Annotated in this window: 14 protein-coding genes and 1 pseudogene; 7 read left to right on the forward strand and 8 right to left on the reverse strand. The window is 64.1% G+C overall.

From position 1 onward, the window contains the following. Positions 1-11: 11 nt before the first annotated feature. Positions 12-1967 (reverse strand): putative bifunctional diguanylate cyclase/phosphodiesterase, encoded by a 1956-nt coding sequence (locus FPZ08_RS02195; protein ID WP_186767176.1) that lies wholly within the window; start codon positions 1965-1967, stop codon positions 12-14. A gap of 155 nt (positions 1968-2122) precedes the next feature. Then, positions 2123-2686, reverse strand: coding sequence for a TetR/AcrR family transcriptional regulator (locus FPZ08_RS02200; protein ID WP_146288474.1), 564 nt, complete (start codon positions 2684-2686; stop codon positions 2123-2125). Between the two features lie 174 nt (positions 2687-2860). Here FPZ08_RS02200 and FPZ08_RS02205 point away from each other — a divergent pair, with 174 nt between their 5' ends. The 3 genes from FPZ08_RS02205 (at position 2861) to FPZ08_RS02215 (ending at position 7771) form a co-directional block, all read left to right on the forward strand. Beyond that, on the forward strand, positions 2861-4033 hold the full coding sequence (locus tag FPZ08_RS02205) for an FAD-dependent monooxygenase (RefSeq protein ID WP_146288475.1): 1173 nt from the start codon (positions 2861-2863) through the stop codon (positions 4031-4033). Between the two features lie 117 nt (positions 4034-4150). Next, on the forward strand, positions 4151-6622 hold the full coding sequence (locus FPZ08_RS02210) for a beta-mannosidase (protein ID WP_186767177.1): 2472 nt from the start codon (positions 4151-4153) through the stop codon (positions 6620-6622). A gap of 231 nt (positions 6623-6853) precedes the next feature. Continuing rightward, a complete protein-coding gene (locus tag FPZ08_RS02215; protein ID WP_146288477.1) occupies positions 6854-7771 on the forward strand; it encodes a DMT family transporter in 918 nt (305 codons plus the stop codon). Here the strand turns inward: FPZ08_RS02215 and FPZ08_RS02220 are convergent. From FPZ08_RS02220 to FPZ08_RS02240, 5 genes are all read right to left on the reverse strand, one after another. Then, positions 7768-8064 (reverse strand): CcdB family protein, encoded by a 297-nt coding sequence (locus tag FPZ08_RS02220; RefSeq protein WP_146288478.1) that lies wholly within the window; start codon positions 8062-8064, stop codon positions 7768-7770. The genes FPZ08_RS02215 and FPZ08_RS02220 overlap by 4 nt on opposite strands. Beyond that, complete coding sequence (locus FPZ08_RS02225; RefSeq protein ID WP_146292867.1) at positions 8064-8294, reverse strand: type II toxin-antitoxin system CcdA family antitoxin; 231 nt, start codon at positions 8292-8294, stop codon at positions 8064-8066. The genes FPZ08_RS02220 and FPZ08_RS02225 overlap by 1 nt, the downstream gene beginning before the upstream one ends. Positions 8295-8346: 52 nt before the next feature. Beyond that, positions 8347-9630, reverse strand: a complete 1284-nt coding sequence (locus FPZ08_RS02230; protein WP_146288479.1) for an NAD(P)/FAD-dependent oxidoreductase — start codon at positions 9628-9630, stop codon at positions 8347-8349. Between the two features lie 71 nt (positions 9631-9701). Further along, a complete protein-coding gene (locus tag FPZ08_RS02235) occupies positions 9702-11060 on the reverse strand; it encodes an FGGY-family carbohydrate kinase (RefSeq protein WP_146288480.1) in 1359 nt (452 codons plus the stop codon). A gap of 88 nt (positions 11061-11148) precedes the next feature. Further along, complete coding sequence (locus FPZ08_RS02240; protein ID WP_186767178.1) at positions 11149-11598, reverse strand: universal stress protein; 450 nt, start codon at positions 11596-11598, stop codon at positions 11149-11151. 265 nt (positions 11599-11863) lie between these two features. Between FPZ08_RS02240 and FPZ08_RS02245 the strand changes: the two genes are divergently transcribed. The 3 genes and pseudogenes from FPZ08_RS02245 to FPZ08_RS02255 all read left to right on the forward strand — a co-directional run bounded on the left by FPZ08_RS02245 (position 11864) and on the right by FPZ08_RS02255 (position 14299). Beyond that, positions 11864-12493 (forward strand): Tim44/TimA family putative adaptor protein, encoded by a 630-nt coding sequence (locus FPZ08_RS02245; RefSeq protein ID WP_146288482.1) that lies wholly within the window; start codon positions 11864-11866, stop codon positions 12491-12493. Continuing rightward, positions 12486-12852, forward strand: a pseudogene (locus FPZ08_RS02250) (DUF488 domain-containing protein). The gene FPZ08_RS02245 and the pseudogene FPZ08_RS02250 overlap by 8 nt, the downstream one beginning before the upstream one ends. Before the next feature lies 1 nt (position 12853). After that, the gene (locus tag FPZ08_RS02255; protein ID WP_146288483.1) at positions 12854-14299 is read left to right on the forward strand and encodes an NAD(P)H-dependent flavin oxidoreductase; all 1446 of its coding nucleotides are present in this window, start codon (positions 12854-12856) and stop codon (positions 14297-14299) included. 258 nt (positions 14300-14557) lie between these two features. Here FPZ08_RS02255 and FPZ08_RS02260 read toward each other — a convergent pair whose 3' ends face one another. Further along, positions 14558-15400: a LysR family transcriptional regulator gene (locus FPZ08_RS02260; protein ID WP_146288484.1), complete on the reverse strand. Its 843-nt coding sequence runs from the start codon at positions 15398-15400 to the stop codon at positions 14558-14560. A 186-nt stretch (positions 15401-15586) separates the two neighbouring features. Between FPZ08_RS02260 and FPZ08_RS02265 the strand changes: the two genes are divergently transcribed. Continuing rightward, positions 15587-16858: an O-acetylhomoserine aminocarboxypropyltransferase/cysteine synthase family protein gene (locus FPZ08_RS02265; protein ID WP_146288485.1), complete on the forward strand. Its 1272-nt coding sequence runs from the start codon at positions 15587-15589 to the stop codon at positions 16856-16858. Positions 16859-17076 lie beyond the last annotated feature (218 nt).

Here is a 17076-nt window from a genome sequence, read left to right on the forward strand (position 1 = left end):
TAGTGGCGCCCTCAGCTCGCCGCGCCGAATATCCGGCGGCGATGCCGCTGCCAGCCCTGGTTTTCGTCGGCAATATGCTCGAGCACCTTGTCCGCGCTCATCGGGCGGCCGAACAGGTAGCCCTGCATCACCGTGCCGCCGAGCCCGAGCAGGGCGTCGAGCTGTTCCTCGGTCTCGATGCCCTCGAACACGCAGGAAATGCCCAGGTTGCGGCACAGGTCGACCGTCGTCTTGATGATGGCCCGGCTGGTCGGGTCGCTGGTGACCTCGTTGACGAAGCTGCGATCCACCTTGATGCGGTCGAGCGGCAGCTTCTGCACATGCGTCAGGCTCGAATGGCCCGTGCCGAAATCGTCGAGCGCGATGCGCGAACCCAGTGCCAGGAGCGCCAGCAGGCCTTCATTGGCCTGGCCGATATCACGCATCACCGCAGTCTCGGTGATTTCGAAATCCACGCGGCATGGCCTGCCGGCCTGTTCCACCAGCGTGGCAATGGCTTCCATGGCGGTGGTCGAACCCAGGTCATGCGCCGACAGGTTTACCGATAGGCGCAGCGGCCGGGGCAGGGTCTCCGTCATGGCCAGCGCCTTGCGCAACACGGTCTGGGTGATCTTGGAAATCATCCCGGTCCGCTCGGCCAGCGGAATGAACTCGCCCGGCGAAACCTCGCCCAGGGTCGGGCTGCGCCAGCGCGCCAGCACTTCATAGCCGGTGGTCCGGTTCAGCGCGATGTCGAATTGCGGCTGGAACAGGATGTAGATTTCCTGCTCGAGATCGGCCGTATGCAGCGCATGCTCCATCCGCCGCACCCGGCTCAATTCGTCCGCATGCCGCTCGGAAAACACCAGCGCGTGCCCCCGCGCTTCCCGCTTGGCCACCCCGGTCGCATAATCGGCCCGGTCGAACAGCGTATCGGCCGTATCGCCGGGCTGCGACGCGGCAAAGCCTGCCGAGGCCGACAGATGCACGGTGCCAACCTTGAAGGCAAATGCCGGCCGCATGGCCTCGGTCAGCACATCGCCGCAGGCCTGCAACGCCGCCTCGTCATCAATCTCCGTCAGGATCAGCGCAAAGCTGTTCGAGCCCAGCCGCGCCACGAAGGTCGATGGCCGGCGCAGCGCATTGATGCGCTTGGTGACCTCCACCAGCACGCGGTCGCCGGTGACCTGGCCGAATATGTCATTGACCGATTTGAAGCCGTCGAGATCCAGCCGCGCCACGGCAATCCGCGCCTGCTGCGCCTCGGCCTGATCGAGCGCTTCCTGCAGGTGTCGCTCGAACGAACGGCCGTTCGGCAGCCCGGTCAGGCTGTCCACATTGGCCAGTCGGTGGTTTTCGTCCGACAGGCGCTGGGTTTCGGCCTGTTTGCGCTCCATTTCGGCGCGCGACGCCACCAGCGCGGCAAAATCCCGATAATTGCCAAGCAGCACGACCATCAGCGCGCCGACCACCAGCACCAGGTTGACCGCTAGGGCGCTGAACACCAGATTGCCGCTGATCAGGAAGAACGCGACGAACGGCGTGATCACGCTGAGCGCCACCATGGTCGCCGCCCCGCGCAGATGCATCAGGCAATAGACACAGCCAATGCTGGTAATGCCCATGAAGAAGGCGATATGGGCCTGCTGATACGGCCCGCCATAGGGATAAAGGCTCAGCGCCCAGCTCGAAAAGCCGATGCCGAGCAACGCCGATACCCATAGCGTGCTGCGCAGCAGCCGGCGGGCCTTGACATAGGTGATGCTGCTCCCGCGTGACCGCCACCACACCGCGACACGGGCCCCGCAGAACAGCGTCAGCAGGCCCGGAACATAGAGCCGCAGCAGGTCTGGAGCGCCGGCATGGGTCAGGGCAAGGGCCAGCGAATTGACCAGCAGGATGCCATACATCAGCGGCACCTGCCGGCTGAAGGCAAGGGCTTGTGCCTGCACCAGCTCCGGGTCCTCAGGAACGGCAAAGTACTGCACTAGCCTCTCTATAGCCGACATGGCCCGCCCGAGCTCCTTGCTCACCGGCCGAAATTAGCGGGGCAAACCCTAATACATTTGTAAACGCGCCGGCATGATTCAGGCATTTGCCGCGGAATCCGAACATAACAACGATGCAACCGGCGTCAGCGGCGCTATTCTCCCGGCAGCGCGTCCAGTGACCGGCCGATATATCGCAGGCCGTCGACGATCTCGTCGACCGTGGGTGCCCGGTCGGGGTCGGCCAGATGCTGTGCCGCCAGCCCGGATAGCAATGCCAGCAGCAAAGAACTCACCGCCCTGAACCTCTTGCCCTCCAAATCGGGTGTGGGCGTCAGGAAGTCCAGCGCCATCTCTCCGCGCAATTGCTCGTAGGCTCCGGCCAGCATCGCCTTGAGGTCCGGCAATCGCTGGATTTGCGCGAATATCTCAAAGCTCGCGATCAGCAATTGCGGGTCGGCGGCGAACTGCTCGATCAGTCGCTGCCAGGCCCCCGAGAAGCGCCGCAGCGAGGACATTTCCACATCGCGCATGCTGGGCGGCGAGAACCGGTCCCCCCAATCGCCCATCAGTTCCATCATCGCGGCCGCCATCAGGGCGTCCTTCGAGCCGAAATGATAGCCGATCGAAGCCAGATTGGTTCCCGAGGCGGCAACGATGTCGCGCGCTGTGGTGCGCGCATAACCCAGCTCCAGCAGGCACGTCTTCGCCCCTCTCATCAGGTCTTCCCGGTGTCCCACGCTTCCATTTCTCCATTCATTTGAGGCTTGCCGGCCCGATGCCCGACTCCTCCATAGCACCCGGCGCAGAAATTTACACGTTTGTATGAATTTGATCTATACAGATGTATTATACAAATGTATAAATTGCACCATGCAACGAGGAGAATTTCGATGGACACCGACAATTCCGTTCTGATTTCCGGCGCCGGCATTGCAGGCCCAGCTCTGGCATTCTGGCTTGCCCGGCGTGGTTTCGTACCCACCGTGGTCGAGCGGTCACAAGCCCCGCGCATCGCCGGCCATGCCGTGGATTTTCGCGGCGTTTCGCGTGAGGTTTTGCGGCGCATGGACCTGCTGCCGGAGATCGAGCGACAGGCGACGCATCAGGGCGACATGCATTATGTCGATGCGCGCGATCGCAGCCGGGCCGTCATGCCGGCCAACTTTGCCAGTGGCGAGGTGGAGATCATGCGCGGTGACCTGGTCCACATTCTCCACGAGGCGACGCGCGACCGCGTCGAATATCGCTTCGGCGACGCCATTGCGGCCCTGGATCAGGAGGCGGACGGCGTTGCTGTCCAGTTTGAGAGTGGCGAAAGTCGCCGCTTTGGTCTGGTGATTGGTGCGGACGGGCAGCATTCGGGAGTCCGGCGCCTGGCGTTCGGGCCCGAGCAGCAGTTCCTGCATCATCTTGGGCTCTATCTGGCCGTGGCGCGCATTCCCAACCTGCTGGGCCTCCACTATTCGGGCAAGATGTTCAATGCCCCGGGCACCATCCTGTCGGTCTATCCCGCCCGGCAGAACAGCGAGGCGCGCGCCCTGTTCTTCTTCCACGCCGATCCGCTCGACTATGACTATCGGGATGTCGAGGCCCAGAAGCGCATTGTGGCGGATCATTATGAGGGGCAGGGCTGGGCCGTGCCGCGCATCCTGCCGGAAATGCTGGCCTCGGAAGAATTCTACTTCGACAGTGTCAGCCAGGTGCGCATGGATGGCTGGTCGGAGGGCAGGGTGGCGCTGTTGGGCGACGCGGCCTTTTGCGCCACGCCACTGTCCGGCATGGGGTCGGGCATGGCGGTAACGGGTGCCTATGTGCTGGCTCAGGAACTTGAACGGGCCGCTGGCGATCACGGGGCAGCCTTTGCCCGCTACGAGGCACGCATGCGTCCTTTCGTCGGCAAGAGCCAGAAACTGGCGCAGATGGCGACGCATGGCTATGTGCCGACGTCCCGCCTCGGCATCGGCTTCATGCATCTGATGAACCGGCTCGTGGCGCGCCTGCCGGGCGACATGATCCTCAAGCCTGCCATCGAAGCCGCCAATTCGGTGTCGCTGGAAGATTGACGGTGCGTAACCCAGCTTCGCGCCCGATTTTTGTCGTGCGCCGGAGAAAGCCATTGGCACTTTCCCGGCGAGCGACTATCACCTGCAATCGATTGCAGACCCGCAAGGAGATCGATGGTGGCTGGTTTGGTTTATTCTGAAATCTCTTTGGCGGGTGACTTCGCCCTGTCCTCGCCGTCAAACGACATTGCGGCGCCCATCACCCTGCCGGGCGATGTCCACACCGCGCTGCTGGCCGCCAACATCATCCCCGATCCCTATTTCGGCGAAAACGAAAAGACGGTGATGTGGGTCAATGAAACCGCCTGGTCGGTCGAGCGCAGCTTCACCGCCAGCGCCGCCGATATCCAGGGCTACCTGACCCTGACCCTCAGCGAAGTGGATTGCATCGCCACCATCCTGCTCAATGGCGAAGTCGTCGCCAACACGCAGAACAGCTTCCTCCGCAACGACATCGACGTCACAGGCAAGGTGCGCGAAGGCGACAACACGCTGCGCATCGAATTCGCCATCGCCCCTGACGTCGCCAAGGCCCGCGCCGACGCGCATCCCTTCCCGATCCCCTTCACCTACAATTACCTGACCAACGGGCTGAAGGGCATCCATATGAACTTCATCCGCAAGGCGGCCTGCCATGCCGGCTGGGACTGGGGCATCTGCCTCATGCCGATAGGCGTCTATGGCACGATGAGCCTGCGCAAGTCGCGCCTGACCCGGCAGGAAAGCGTGCAGGTCGATCAGGCCCATGGCAACAAGTCCGTCGAACTGTCGATAAAGACTCGTCTTTTCGCCTTCGCTCACGGCACGGTTGAACTCGAACACACCATTGATGGCCAGGTGATAGCGGACAAGGTCTCGGTGCAGCCGGGCGATAACGTCTTCACCCACAATATCACCATCCACGATCCCCAGCTGTGGTGGCCGGCGGGGCAGGGTGCCCAGCCGCTCTACCAACTCACGACCAATCTCGAAGGCGAAAAGACTACGCGCCAGATCGGCCTGCGCAAGCTCGAATGGGTCGTCGAGCCCGACGAAATCGACCACACCTTCAAATGCCGCATCAATGGCCGCGACATCACGATGATGGGCGCCAACTGGATTCCGGCCGACGCCATTCCCTCGCGTATCACGCCCGCAGTCATCCGCGACTTGCTCGACAGCGCCAAGGCCGCCAATATGAACATGCTCCGCATCTGGGGCGGCGGCCAATACGAGCCGGACTATTTCTACGAACTCTGCGACGAGCTCGGCATCCTGCTCTGGCACGATTTCATGTTCGCCTGCATGAGCTATCCGTCCGACCGGCCCTTCCTCGACAATGTCCGCACCGAGATCACCCAGCAGGTGCGCCGCCTCAGCCACCACGCCTCCATTGCCCTGTGGTGCGGCGACAACGAGGTGATCGGCTCGCTGAGCTGGTATCCCGAAACCAAGGCGGCCCCCGAGCGCTATGTCGCCAATTACGACCGCCTCAATTCCATGCTCGGCAATATCGTCGAGGACGAAGACCCCGCCCGCCGTTTCTGGCCGTCCTCGCCCTCCATGGGCTATCTCGATTTCTCCGACGGCTGGCACGCCGATACGCGCGGCGACACCCATTATTGGGACGTCTGGCATTCGGCCAAGAGCTTCGACGCCTATCGCAGCGTCAATCCGCGTTTCGCCTCCGAATTCGGCTTCCAGTCCTTCACCTCGATGAATGTCATCGAGACCTTCGCCGAGGAAAAGGACCGCAACCCGTCCTCCCCGGTCATGGAAAACCACCAGCGCAACAATGGCGGCAATGCCCGCATCCTCGAGACCATGACGCGCTATTTCCGCTTCCCGCGCGATTTCGACCAGATGGTGTTCCTCAGCCAGATCCAGCAGGGCCTCGCCATCAAGACCGCCATCGAATACTGGCGCTCCACCAAGCCGCGCTGCATGGGCACATTGTTCTGGCAGATCAACGACATCTGGCCGGTGGCAAGCTGGTCCAGCCTCGACTACGGCGGGCAGTGGAAGCTGCTGCAATATATGGCGAAGCGCTTCTTCCTGCCGGTCAATGTCGTCGCCGTACCGAGCAAGGACAATGCCGAAATCACCCTCCGCGGCATCAACGACACCGGCAAGCCGGTAACCGTCGCCCTCGAAGTCCGCGCCGTGAAAGTCGGCGGTGGCGACCGCAAGGTTTTCGCCGGCAACACCGCCATCGGCCCCGACGCCGCTCTCGGCATCACCACGCTGCAGACCGCCGACCTGGCCGAAGACGAATTCCTGTTCTTCTCCTGGCGAGATTCCGCCGGCAAGCTGCTGGGCGAAAACGACTATTTCCCCAAGCCCTACAAGGCCTATGAACTGGTCGAGCCCAAGGTCCGCGCCGCCTGGTCCGATGTCGACGGCAATTTCGTGCTGACCCTCACCAGCGACAAGCCGGCTCTGTTCGTCACCGCCACCGTCGATATGCCGGGCTATTTCTCCGACAATGCCGTGACCCTCCTGCCGGGCCGCCAGACCGACCTCACCTTCACCCCCCGCCACGGCGCCACCCCATCCCCGGCCGAACTGGTGCAATCCCTGAAAGTCCGCAACCTGCGCGATACGTTCTAGGGGGAGTACAGGCTCAGCGGTGGCCTACGAGACCTCATGGTGAGCTTGTCGAACCACGAGGTCGCGCGAGTGGAGGCCGGTGTGCCACGCCCTCGTTGTTCGACGGGCTCACCATGAGGGCTGCTGAATGGTCGTCCAGCTTCCATACAAGTTTCCATTGACACCACGCGCGCCATCCCGCAACGCTAGCGCAAATGCCGCGCCCTTCCGCGCGGTCCCTTCGGAATTGCCATGTCGACCATCACAGCGCCGCCAGGCGACCGTCGCCTGTTGGGCATTGGGCTCGCGCTCGCCGCTTATTTCACCTTCACCTGCATAGACAGCTCGGCCAAATGGCTGGCTCTGGGCGGCATTCCGGTCCTGCAGATCGTCTTCCTGCGCTATGCCCTGCATCTGGTCCTGGTGCTCGGCATCAACCTGCCCAAACACGGCACCGGTCTCGTCCGCACTGCCAGCTTCAAAATGCAGGCTCTGCGCGCCGCCATGCTGCTCGGCGCCACCACCGGCAATTTCATGGCCGTGCGCTACCTCCCGCTCACCGTGACCGGCGCCATCTCCTTCACCATGCCGCTCTTCCTCTGCGCCCTGTCGGTGCCGCTGCTGGGCGAGCAGGTTGGCTGGCGCCGCTGGACCGCCATCGGCATCGGCTTCATCGGCATCCTGGTCATCGTCCGGCCAGGCACCGAAGCCTTCCATCCGGCAGCCCTGCTATGCCTCGCCGCCGCGGTGTTCTCCGCCTTCTATTTCCTGCTGACCCGCCGCATGGCCGCACACGATTCCGCCGCCACCCAGCAATTCTACGTCGGCTTCTTCGCCACGGTTCTCCTCGCACCGGTCGCCATCCCCTTCTGGGTCTGGCCGTCAGAACCCTCGGTCTGGATCGCCTTCTTCACTGTCGGCATTTTCGGTTTCATCGGCCACCAGCTCATCACCGTCGCCCACGGCTTCGCCCCCGCCTCGGTGCTGGCGCCGTTTTCCTATCTCCAGATCATCTTCATGGCCGCCTCGAGCTGGGTCATCTTCAACCAGCCCCCCGACATCTGGCTCTATCTCGGCGCCCCCATCGTCATCGCCAGCGGCCTCTACATCTGGCTCCGCGAACGCGCCCTGCACAAGGCCGCCACCTCGGTGGAAGCCGCGGAGCGCTAATAGCCCTTCAGCAGCATATCGAGCGCGAGGCTTATTCTGTCTTGTTCGTGAGCTACCGAACCGACAACAGGCCCAAGTGTGGAGGCCCGCACGGCAGCCAGATATTGGGTCACCAGCGATAACGGTACATCGGCCACCCTGATTATCGGATTGAGCCGCCCGGCCGGCACCGGCGCGACATCGAGCGACATCAGGGGAATGACGACCCGCGTGTTGAGCTGGTCCAATATATCAGCCTGCACCTCGACATAGAGATAGCCATCGGCGCTGCTTCGCACATCATACCGCGCCATCAGAACGGCCGATATTTTTCCAGGGGCAGCCCGTTCTTCTCCACCCAGTCATTGGAGCTCTGGATGGCCTCGGCATTCTCTTCCAGCCACCGCCGCTCACGCTCCTTGCGTATGGCCGCTTCAAGGCCGTTCTCCGCCGCCCGCGATACATTGATGTTGAGTGCGCGCGCCTCGGAGACCAGCTCTGAATCAAGCGTCAGGTTCGTCGGCTTTCGTGCTGTGGCTCTCATGTCAATCATCCCGGTTTCCGAGCAGTTTATGCGCATAAACATGCGCATGCAACTAGAGCTTCTCACTCTCCCGGACCGGTGCCTTCTCCGCGTCACCCTGCGTGATCAGTCGCGCGCTGCGCTGGCCGCTGAGATAGATCCACAGCCAGCTCAGTGCCACGGCCAGCCGGTTCTTGGTGTCGATCAGGAAGTAGATATGCGCCAGCCCCCAGGCCCACCAGGCGATCCAGCCCTTGAGCTGGATCCAGCCAAAGTCGATTACCGCCGCCCGCTTGCCGATCGTGGCCAGGTCGCCCGCATGCTTGTAGCGGAACGGCTTGCCCGCCGTATCACCCGCCAGCCGCGCCCGGATCACCCGTGCCGCATGCTTGCCGCCCTGCTTGGCTCCATCGCCCACGCCGGGCACCGGCTTGCCGTCAGGCATGGTGATCGTCGCCGTGTCGCCGACCACGAAAATATCGGGATGCCCGGGCACCGTCAGGTCCGCCTCGACCTTGACGCGTCCCGCCCGGTCCGGCTTCACACCCAGCCATTTCGCCGCCGGCGAGGCCTGCACGCCCGCCGCCCAGATGACGGTCGCCGCATCCAGCCTTTTGCCGCCATAGACCACGCCCGCGTCGTCCACCGCACTGACCGCCTCGCCCAGTTCCACCGTTACGCCGAGATCGCGCAGGGCCTTGAGCGCATAATCCGATAGGTCCGGCTTGAAATTGGCCAGCACGCGTTGCCCGCCCTCGATCAGCACCACCTGTGCTTCGCCTGGCAGGATACTGCGGAACTCGCCCTTGAGCGTCTCCCGCGCCAGCTCGATGATGGCGCCGGCCAGTTCGACCCCGGTCGGTCCCGCCCCGATGATGACGAAAGTCAGCAGCGCCCGCCTTCTGTCCGGATCGCTCTCGCGCTCCGCCGCCTCGAAGGCCAGCAGCAGCTTGCGGCGAATGGTCGTCGCGTCTTCCAGCGTCTTGAGGCCCGGCGCGAATTTCTCCCAGTCGTCATGCCCGAAATAGGCATGCCGCGCCCCGGTCGCGAGGATCAGGCTGTCGTATGGAACCCTGGTGCCGTCCTCCAGCACCACCGCCTTGCCATCAGTATCCACGACGGTCACCGTCGCCAGCAGGGTCGTGACTTCGCCCCGCTTGCGCAGGATATGGCGGATGGGCCAGGCGATTTCCGATGTGCTGAGCGAGGCGGTCGCCACCTGATAGAGCAGGGGCTGGAACAGGTGGTGGTTGCGCCGGTCGATCAGCGTCACATCCACATCGGCTCCCTCGAGCGCCTGCGCTGCCGCCAGCCCGCCAAACCCGCTGCCGACGATGACCACCCGATGCCGTGCCATGTCAAACCTCCTTGCTGCCCTCTATATGGGCGCCGAAAGCCTGGCCCGCATCCTCCATCGGTGCAAGGCTGCTAGGCGCTGGCCTGCCGCCAGCGCTCCGCATAGCCGTCGAAGCCGGGCACATCGAGCGGCGCGCATTCTATCCCGCCAGTTGCCTGCGCTTTGCCTGCGCCAAACAGCATGCTTGCACCCATGCTGGTTCCGGTTGCATCGCCCGATGCCCGCACTGTTACGCCCGTCAGCCTGGCAAGCGCCTGCCCGAACAGTTGGTTGCGCGCCAAAGGCCCCTCGATGATGATTTCGCGCCCCAGCCCGCAGAGGTCGAGACAGGTTCGCGTCATCAGCGCCAGGTAAAGCGAAGCCGCCGCCGTCCGCTCCGCTGCCGTGGCCGGCTCCCGCGTCCAGCGACCAACACCGGCAGGGAAGGGTCCCACGCCGGGCATGAAGCTCGGCTGCACCCGAATATCATCGGCAATCACCCGCGCGACATCATCCGCTTCGGGCGCGACGATGTCAGGCACCAGCAGGTCGAATTCCCGCCCGCCCATGAACCGCGCCGTCGGCACCGCCCGCCCGAAGGCATCGACATTGGCCAGGCTATCCCGCGCCGGGTCGAGCCGCCCGGTATCGCCGCCCACAGTCATGGCAATGGCCCAGGTGCCGGTCGACAGAATGGTGAAAGGCGCCGCATGCGCTCCCAGATGCGGCAGCAGCGACGCATTGGAATCGTGAATGCCGCAAGTCACCGGCGTCTCGGCCCCAAGCCCGGTCGCCGCCGCCACGGCGGGCAGAATGTTCCCCAGCACCGAAGCCGCCGGCCGCATCGCCGGAAACAATCCCGCCCAGCCCTGCGCCGCCACCATGCCGGAAAAATCGCCCCGCCCGGGCGCCCACAAATCGGTATGGCAACCCAGCGACGTCACCTCGCTCGCCATCACCCCGCTCAGCCGCCACGCCCAATATTGCGGATAGGTCAGGATCGCCGTGACGCGTGAAAATTCCGCCGCATGCGCCTGCGACTGCCAATAAACCTGCGCCCCCAGATTGAGCCCATTGGGCAGGCGCGGCGACAGGCTCTCGGCAAAATCCGGCCGCACGCCGGCATAGGCCGCCGCCGTCTCCTCCGGCCCACCATGCTCATAGTCGAGCACCGGCATGGCCAGGTCATCATCAGCCAGCAGCGCCGCCGTCGCCCCATGCGTGGTGATGGAAATCCCGTCCACCCCATGCGCCGCCTGCAATGCCCGCAGGCTCTCGATGATGAAGCCCCACAGCATGTCGACATCGGCATGCGGATAGGGCCCGTCGCGCCGCACCACATTGGCTATGCTGCGCACCGCCACCTGCTGCCGCGTCGTGCCGTCTATCAGCACCACCTTGGCATTGGTCTTGCCGATATCGATGACGGCAATGGAGCGGGGCAGGGGCATGGCTTGCACTCGATGATCTCGCGTTGCAAAGCCACTACTGGAAATCACGCCATCCCGCCACCGCTAACATGTTAGCGCCGAAGCTGGCCTACTTCACCACCAGCACCGGAATGGTGGCCCGCGCCAGCACTTCGGCGGCCTGGCTGCCCAGCAGCAGCCGCCCCAGCCCGCGCCGCCCATGCGACCCCATCACGATCATGTCGGCGCCCTGCTTGTCGGCCATCCCGAGAATGGCATCGGCCGCAATAGTCGATGGCAGATGCGTCTTTTCCAGCTTGACGCCCTCGGCCTTCGCCAGTGCATCGGCTTCATCAAGCGTTTCCTGGGCCGAACTGGCCTTGGCCTTTTCCAGCTCCTCAATGATCTCGCCGGTATTGATCGACATCATTTCCGCGCCAGGCGCGATGAGCACGGGCGGCTCGGTCGCGGTCACCGCAAACAGCCTTGCCTTGTTTTCCCTGGCCAGCGCCAGTGCGTGGCGCAGCGCCTTGGTAGCCAGTTCCGATCCGTCAATGCCGACAACGATGCGTGTGTACATGTCATGTCCTTTCGCTCTCTCGCCCAGACTACGCCCCTGGTCCGGCCCGTCATTGATCCAGATCATGCAGTCTCGCCGATACAATGCCCGGCCGAAACCTCCGTTCCCTGCAAATAAATGCAAAATTTGTTATGCAAACGGCGAATAATATTCGTTGGACTGACTTGTCCCGCAGCGTTAGCCTGGTGATGGGCATCGAGACGCTCACTCCTCTGCTGGACGCGGCGCCTCTTGTGGCTGCGTCGCCGGAGCAAGGAAGTTCCAGATGAACGAACTGAGCATTCTCGACTATCTGCTGATCGCATTCTCCATCGCCGTGTCCTGGCGCGTCTATACCAATGTCCACCCGCCGGCCGCCGAAGCCGATCCGCTGGCGCCCCAGCCCGCGCCGTCCTCCGGCGCCAGCCCGGCGGTCCATACGCCAGGCCCCGATGGCGACACCCCGCTTGCCGTCATCCTCAAACGCATCGCCACCGCCTGTCGCTATGACAGCATCGACACTTTCCTCGATGGCGCCCGCCGCGCCTATGAAATGATCGTCGGCGCCTTCGCCGCCGGCAATATGGAGCCCTGCGCCGACCTGCTGTCTCCGGCCCTGCGCGAGAGTTTCGCCAATACGCTTGCCGAGCGCGCCGCGCGGGGCGAAACTGCCGAAACCATGTTCATCGGCTTTCGCAGCGTGACCATAGAAAATGCCGGGCGCGATCAGGGCTATGCCTGGATCGACGTGCGCTTTGTCGCCGAACTGGTCTCCGTCACCCGCGACCGGGAGGGCAGGGTCATATCCGGCAGCCCCGACCGGGTGGCCGTCACGTCCGAAGTCTGGACCTTCGAGCGCGACTTGAAAGCCGGCCAGCCCGGCTGGCTCCTGGTGGCGACCGACGACGATGCGTGACGCCCCGCCGCATTTTGCCGTCAAGCGGATCTACGAGCCCCCGGCCGCCGATGACGGCAAGCGCGTGCTGGTCGACCGGCTCTGGCCCCGCGGCGTGAGCAAGGACGAAGCCGAGCTCGATCTGTGGCTCAAGGCGGTGGCGCCCAGCCCGGCTCTGCGCAAATGGTTCGGCCACGATCCCGCCAATTGGGACGAATTCACCCATCGCTATCGCACCGAACTCTCCGGTAATACCGAGGCGGTGGATCGAGCTGCGCCACATGCATGGCAAGGTGACGCTGCTCTACGCCGCCCATGACGAGCAGCACAATCACGCTCTGGTGCTGCTCGATTTCCTGCAGTCGTCGCGAAAGGCCTGACATGACGCTGCCCGACAGCTCGGCCTGCCACCTGCTGGGGAGCAAGCTCCCCCTCGTTCTGGCAGGCATGGGCGGCGTCGCCCGTTCCGACCTGGTCGCCGCCGTCACCGCATCAGGCGGCTTCGGCTTTCTCGGCATGGTGCGCGAGCCGCCGGAACTGATCGAACGCGAAGTCACCCGCCTGCGCGCACTGGGTCACAGCCGCTTCGGCGTGAACATCATTCCCGCCTCCACCGACCCGGCCTTGCTGGAGCGCCAGGTGTCCACCCTTATCGCGCTGGCCGTACCCGTGGTCTGCACCTTCTGGACCCTCGACCAGCAGGTGACGAGGCGCCTGCGCGATGCCGGCATCATGGTGGTGCATCAGGTCGGCTCGGTCGACGAAGCCATCGAGGCGGCGCGTTCAGGCGTCGAGATCGTCATCGCCCAGGGCCGCGAGGCCGGCGGCCACGTCCGCGGCACCCGCGCCATCCGCGACCTGCTCCCGGAAGTAGCCGACGCGGTCAAAATTCCGGTCCTCGCCGCTGGCGGCATGGCCACGGGGGCAGACCTCGTCACCGCCATGGCGCTCGGCGCGTCGGGCATCGTGCTGGGCACCGCCCTTATGGCCACCGAGGAATCCTTCGCCCACGCCTATCACAAGCAACGCCTGCTGGCGGCCGAGGCCGACGATACGGTGCTGACCAGCAGCTTCCATATCAACTGGCCGCCCAATGCCCCCACCCGCGTGCTCAAGAGCGCCGTCACCAGCGGCGCCCGCGGCGATCCCCATGCCTCCGAACGCCTGGTCATCGGCGACGAAGAGGGCCGCCCGATCTACCTCTTCAGCACCGATTCACCCCTCCGCTCCATGACCGGCGATTTCGGATCCATGGCCCTCTATGCCGGCACCGGCATCGGCTATATCACCGCGATCACCAGCGCCGCCGACCGGCTGGCGCAGATCGTCGCCGAGGCCGAAACCCTGCTGGCCATCGCGCCCGGAACGGCCGAGACCGAACCGGTCGAGCTCGCCTCGTCCGTCTGCTATGCCGGCGAAATGAGCGGCGCCTATATGGGCGAGGCCGACCTGGCCGACGATCTGTCCCTGCTCGCCGCCCAGATGCGAGCCGCCTTGCGCGCCGCCCTGGCCCAGGGCATGGATCCGTCCGCCTCCAGCCAGCCGCCCTTTGCCGCAAAAGCCGCGACACTGGCCAGCTGGGCCCTGCAGATGCGCCGCCTCGCGACCAATGAAAGCCAGGGCGCAGCCCTACCGCCGCATCCCGTCGTATCGGCCAGGCTCCCCGCCCAGGCGCTCATCCTGCAGTCCCTCGGTAGCCTGATCCCCAGCATTTCCCGCCCCGCTCTGCGCGACCAACTGGTGCAACTGCGCCTGTTCCTCGAAGGGCAGGGGCCTGCACCTTCTTCTCTAGCCAGCAGCAGGGGCTCAGCTCACCCTCCCCCTTGAGGGGAGGGTAGCGCCGCTCGGCCCGAAGGGCCGTAAGCAGAGCTAGGGAGGGGGGTGTCGGCGCTTCAGCAAAATTCGTGGAAGCCTCGACACCCCCACCCTCATTCCCTCCCCACAAGGGGGAGGGAAGCCCGTCCAGTGCAAGGGCAATATTGGATCACTGACCTCGCCCATGCGTCTCCCTCCCCCTTGTGGGGAGGGATCAAGGGTGGGGGTGGGCCATACGCATCGGGCTATCGGGGAAAGGTCGGCCAGCGATTACACCGCGCTCGACCGAAACCCTCGCCGCATCCGATCGATCAGCCCCGTCTCGGCGCGGCTCGAATAGACCATATGCACCGAATAGGAAAATTCAGGCGCATCCGCCACCCGATGCAGTCGCCCGCTTTCGAGAAAAGGCTGCACCGCGCTCAGCCGGAAATAGCCCGCGCCACCCACCCGCGTCAGGTAGAGCAGGGCCAGCGGACCATGCGAGATCAGCACGCCGGGGCTGGAGATTTCCGGGAAAGCCGCTTGGTGGCTGGCCTGGAACGACGCCCCCCAATCGATCTGCACATAATCCTCTGGCGGCCCGCGCTCGCCATCGGCGCTGGTGGTCACCATGACCAGCTTTTCCTCGGTCAGTAGCTCCACCACGCTATTGCCGCCCTGCGGCGGCGGATCATACAGCACCGCCATGTCCAGCGCCCCGCTATGTACCGCCTCCAGCAATCGCGACGGCGTATCCACCTCGGCCCGCAGCGCGATATCGGGCGCTTCATGCTTCATCCACACCAGCCAGTCGGCCAGGATCGGGTTCCACAGGCTGATTTCCGCGCCGACACTGGCAATGTCGACCCGCCCCTGTGGCAGCCCCACCTGTTGCCGCGCCCGGTCCCACACCTGCACCAGCGTCGTCGCATGGCGCACGAAGCGCTCGCCGGCCGGCGTCAGCCGCGCGCCGGATTTGTTGCGGATGAAAAGCCGTCGCCCAAGCTGGTCTTCCAGCGCATGAACCCGCGCACTGACCGCGGTTTGCGTTACGTTCAAACGCCCCGCCGCCGCAACAAAACTGCCCGTCTCGGCAATTTCGAGAAACGTCTTTGCTAAAGCGATGTCCATCCTAGATAAACCAGCTTTTTTGTTTTCATCAGACAATATCATTCATTTGACTGCTATAATTCCGGCTGTCAACACTCCGGTCGAATCCCGGAACCCTGCGACGGTCGCGCGCTTGGCCTGCGGCCGATAGTGGGTATTGTGCATTGCAGTTGGGGCCGGTCACCGGTCCGACAGAGGAGAATATTTATGAAGCTCGAAACGCTGGCGCTGCATCACGGCTATACGCCGGACCCGACGACCAAGTCGGCGGCAGTGCCGATCTACCAGACCACCTCGTTCACCTTCGATGATACCCAGCATGGCGCCGACCTGTTCAATCTGGCGGTCCCCGGCAACATCTATACCCGCATCATGAACCCCACCACCGACGTGCTGGAAAAGCGCGTGGCGGAAATGGAAGGCGGCATTGGCGGGCTGGCGGTGGCTTCGGGCATGTCGGCCATCACCTATGCCATCCAGGCCATAACCGGTGCAGGGGAGAACATCGTCGCCACCAGCCAGCTCTATGGCGGCACCTATAACCTGTTCATGCACAGCTTCCCCCGCCAGGGCATCGAAGTGCGCATGGCCGCCGGCGACGATTTCGCCGCCATCGAGGCCGCCATCGACGACAAGACCCGCGCGGTCTTCTGCGAATCCATCGGCAATCCGGCCGGCAATGTGGTCGATATCGAGCGCCTGGCGCAGATCGCCCACAAGCATGGCGTGCCGCTGATCGTCGATAACACCGTGGCGACGCCCTATCTCTGCCGCCCCTTCGATTTCGGCGCCGATATCGTCGTGCATGCCCTGACCAAATATATCGGCGGTCACGGCAATTCCATCGGCGGCATCATCATCGATAGCGGCAAGTTCGACTGGAAGGCCAACAAGGATCGCTTCGCGGTGCTCAACGAGCCCGATCCGTCCTATCACGGCGTCGTCTATACCGAGGCTCTGGGGCCGGCCGCCTATATCGGCCGTTGCCGCGTCGTGCCCCTGCGCAATACCGGCGCGGCCCTCTCGCCGCACAGTGCCTTCCTGTTCCTCATGGGCCTCGAAACCCTGGGCCTGCGCATGGACCGCCATTGCGAAAATTCGCTCAAGGTGGCTGAATTCCTTTCGAACCATCCCAAGGTGAGCTGGGTCAATTACGGGGCTCTGCCCGGTAACAAATACAATGCCGTCGCCAAAAAGATCACCAAGGGCAAGGCCTCCGGCATTGTCAGCTTCGGTATCAAGGGCGGGCAGGAAGCCGGCGGCAAGTTCATCGATGCCCTCAACATGATCCTGCGGCTGGTCAATATCGGCGACGCCAAGTCGCTGGCCTGCCATCCGGCCTCCACCACCCACCGCCAGCTCAATGCCGAGGAACTGGCCCGCGCCGGCGTCTCCGAAGATCTGGTGCGCCTCTCCATCGGCATCGAGCATATCGACGACATCATCGCCGATCTCGAACAGGCCCTCGCCAAGGCCTGACCCATAAGGAAAGGCGGCTCGTGCGGGCCGCCTTTCGCCTCGACATCTGGGACCTGGTTTGACTTCCAGTGCCCCACGGGCATAATGCGCCCATGCAATCTCTTCTGCGCCTTTGCAGCCATAGTTTCCGGGCGAGCTTCATCGCAAGCCGCTAGCCTGGTCTGGTTACCTGCCACCGGCAAGAACCAGCCCAGGGCCCTATCACCTTTCCCCAAGAC

It is taken from the genome of Devosia ginsengisoli, from assembly GCF_007859655.1.
Taxonomy (GTDB): Bacteria; Pseudomonadota; Alphaproteobacteria; order Rhizobiales; family Devosiaceae; genus Devosia; species Devosia ginsengisoli.

Excerpts from the sequence above, each read along its gene's own strand:
- FPZ08_RS02200 (WP_146288474.1), bottom strand. The coding sequence starts at position 2,686 with ATGAGAGGGGCGAAGACGTGCCTGCTGGAGCTGGGTTATGCGCGCACC.
- FPZ08_RS02205 (WP_146288475.1), top strand. The coding sequence starts at position 2,861 with ATGGACACCGACAATTCCGTTCTGATTTCCGGCGCCGGCATTGCAGGC.
- FPZ08_RS02215 (WP_146288477.1), top strand. The coding sequence starts at position 6,854 with ATGTCGACCATCACAGCGCCGCCAGGCGACCGTCGCCTGTTGGGCATT.
- FPZ08_RS02220 (WP_146288478.1), bottom strand. The coding sequence starts at position 8,064 with ATGGCGCGGTATGATGTGCGAAGCAGCGCCGATGGCTATCTCTATGTC.
- FPZ08_RS02225 (WP_146292867.1), bottom strand. The coding sequence starts at position 8,294 with ATGAGAGCCACAGCACGAAAGCCGACGAACCTGACGCTTGATTCAGAG.
- FPZ08_RS02230 (WP_146288479.1), bottom strand. The coding sequence starts at position 9,630 with ATGGCACGGCATCGGGTGGTCATCGTCGGCAGCGGGTTTGGCGGGCTG.
- FPZ08_RS02235 (WP_146288480.1), bottom strand. The coding sequence starts at position 11,060 with ATGCCCCTGCCCCGCTCCATTGCCGTCATCGATATCGGCAAGACCAAT.
- FPZ08_RS02240 (WP_186767178.1), bottom strand. The coding sequence starts at position 11,598 with ATGTACACACGCATCGTTGTCGGCATTGACGGATCGGAACTGGCTACC.
- FPZ08_RS02245 (WP_146288482.1), top strand. The coding sequence starts at position 11,864 with ATGAACGAACTGAGCATTCTCGACTATCTGCTGATCGCATTCTCCATC.
- FPZ08_RS02255 (WP_146288483.1), top strand. The coding sequence starts at position 12,854 with ATGACGCTGCCCGACAGCTCGGCCTGCCACCTGCTGGGGAGCAAGCTC.
- FPZ08_RS02260 (WP_146288484.1), bottom strand. The coding sequence starts at position 15,400 with ATGGACATCGCTTTAGCAAAGACGTTTCTCGAAATTGCCGAGACGGGC.
- FPZ08_RS02265 (WP_146288485.1), top strand. The coding sequence starts at position 15,587 with ATGAAGCTCGAAACGCTGGCGCTGCATCACGGCTATACGCCGGACCCG.